The sequence below is a fragment of the Xenorhabdus sp. PR6a genome (assembly GCF_028599065.1).
In the GTDB taxonomy this organism is placed as follows: Bacteria; Pseudomonadota; Gammaproteobacteria; order Enterobacterales; family Enterobacteriaceae; genus Xenorhabdus; species Xenorhabdus doucetiae.
The window spans coordinates 1-2,405 of sequence record NZ_JAQRFJ010000132.1 but is presented as its reverse complement, the minus strand read 5'-3'; the positions used below and the strand labels follow the sequence as shown (position 1 = coordinate 2,405).

Below are 2,405 nucleotides of genomic sequence, written 5' to 3'. Positions count from 1 at the left end.
GGGCTTTCAGTCGAAATTTTTATAATTACATAAGGAATAACAAACGAGGAAAAAGGAACCAGAAAAAAGTTTATAATCAAAGATAATAATGCCCACCATGGTTCAAATCGGTAATGAAAGAAAATGGATAAACTATTTACTATGTTACTTTTCTTATTTTTAGAAAATATTACCTGACCATACCCTTTATGAAAAATAAATTTTTGTATCAGCAAAGCAATACATGCACCAACTAGTATAATCCAGAAAATAGAGGTCAATCGCAGTAAAGTATAACCTGTCATTCCAAGCGCCGTACCAAACAGATCCACAGATGCCTGCATCAGAAACGTTTTCCTAAAAGCATCATCAATGTCATTTTTTTCAACAACATCAGGGATAAAGGCGTTCACTACTGATGCATAAAAGGAGTCAATAAATCCTATTCCTGCAGCAACTGGGAGGATTATTTTACTGCTAAATCCCAGAGAAGGTATGCTGATAGTTGATAACAAAACTATGAAAATAAAAAAGCTAGTCAGCATCATCAGCAAGTGCTTCTTCGAGGAAGATTCAAAGCGGTGGGACAGTAAAACTCCAGCTAGACTTTTGATCATAAAGTAAGTGAAAAGGAAAGCCGAGGACAGCCAAATACTGTCATTACTGAGTAAATGTAGCGTTATGACTGCGACAAATACACGAGATGAAAGAATATAGATAGCTTCTGACGACCTCAACTTCCAGAAATCAGTTTTCATATATAGCACCGACATCCTTCATTACTTTTTTTATTCCATCAAGAAGTTCTCTTCCTTTTGGTGTCAGCTTTGCATGCTCTTGGACTATTTCGACCGTTTGCTGATATTTAATTAATGCGTTATCGAGGCGTTCAGAAAACTCAATTTCATATGGTCCGCTGTAAGAAGTAACGAACTTGGAAAGCGACTGAGCTATACGACTGAGAACAAACAAGGCATGAAATATTCCTATCATTGGCCTTTTATCTTCACGGAAAGGAGCACTGAATCTTTCATCAGGATCGTTTTCCACAATATAGTCATCTGCATTAATAATATTTAGGGCATGATGTGCACATTCATGTACAATATGCTCAACGTAATAAGGAATAGTATTTGATTCATGGGCATAAAGAAATATCAACCCGAAAAGATTGAAGCTGCACCCTGACCTAATATAGTACCCATCAGTTCTACCGGTGAGATAAATATTATCTATAAATACAGTACATTCACCATATGATTGCATATCATACTCTTTTAAAAGGCTGAGTGCCTCACGAACTTTCTTTTCTTCTATAACCATCTCTTTTTCAGTCTGAAAGCCAACCTTAACCCCCTTATCATCTTCATTGATAATATTTAGCAAAATATTCATATCAAAGTATGGTTGAGTTTTATAATCAAGAGCGCTGATATTAATATCTTTTACTTTGTTAGAAACACTTAACTCAGACTCTCTAACTGCATAGGTAAGATAATTAACACAGAGCTCTCTATTGTTATTTTCTGCTGCGCAAACAGCAAGGTGGTGTGCTCCACAGATATTCCAACGAAGCGAAAATTCATCAGGAAGACATAAATCAGCTTCGCTGCATTCGATAAGGTATTCTATTGATGCTTTGATGTTTCTCTGAAAATTCTGATGAAATGAAATGTAATCATAGTTACTGGATTCGATACTCATACTCTCTCCTTGGATACTCCCTTCTTAAATTACTTTAGGAAGGGAGGTATTCAGCTAGTCGTCACTTTTATCGTTAACAGACCAAGATGATAGTTGAGATTTTACTTTTACTACTTTTGAAGCGTTGAACTTTTTCATGGCTGTTTCCTCAATAATAATTTATCAAAAAAAGCATGTATGTTCAGCACTGGACGATTAATAACTACCCTCCCCTCAAAATTAAATCAACATTTTTTTTGTAAATGCTAAGTAAATATCCATATAAGATTATTCCTACGCATATGATATTAACCACAGCAAACCATCCTTCTGATTTTTCGAGTATATTTCGCTACCCTAAACAATAGGGTATAACTCCAAATTATTGATAGTGTTTTTAGGTCAGGTAATAACTGATGTCGTTTAATAAAATTAAATTTTCTGTTTAATAATAAAAAACTTACCGCCTTTTTACTAAGTAACCCAATGAAATAACTTGCACTTTTGTTATCATGGCGGACATGCTAATAAACCCACTGACTGCTTCTACTCATGAAATCAAAGATAGTGCTTTCTGAACCTGAACGAATTACGTTGCAACAACTCGCTTTGAATCATCAGCATCGGGACGTCCGTACGCGAGGAACAGGTTTGCTCATGCTGGGCAGAGGATTAAAACGGCGCCAGATCGCCACTGAGACCGGGTGCCGTGTCCGGGTTGTCTATCACTGGGTTCACACCTG

2 protein-coding genes and 1 pseudogene are annotated in these 2,405 nt (G+C 36.2%); 1 reads left to right on the top strand and 2 read right to left on the bottom strand.

The features are described from left to right. A partial coding sequence (locus PSI15_RS17625; RefSeq protein WP_273584652.1) for a hypothetical protein occupies positions 1–527 on the bottom strand: 527 nt, incomplete at its 3' end. 199 nt (positions 528–726) lie between these two features. Beyond that, on the bottom strand, positions 727–1,683 hold the full coding sequence (locus PSI15_RS17620; protein WP_273584651.1) for an aKG-HExxH-type peptide beta-hydroxylase: 957 nt from the start codon (positions 1,681–1,683) through the stop codon (positions 727–729). A 531-nt stretch (positions 1,684–2,214) separates the two neighbouring features. On the opposite strand from PSI15_RS17620, the pseudogene PSI15_RS17615 reads away from it, so the two are divergent. Further along, positions 2,215–2,405, top strand: a pseudogene (locus PSI15_RS17615) (helix-turn-helix domain-containing protein); the annotation flags it as partial.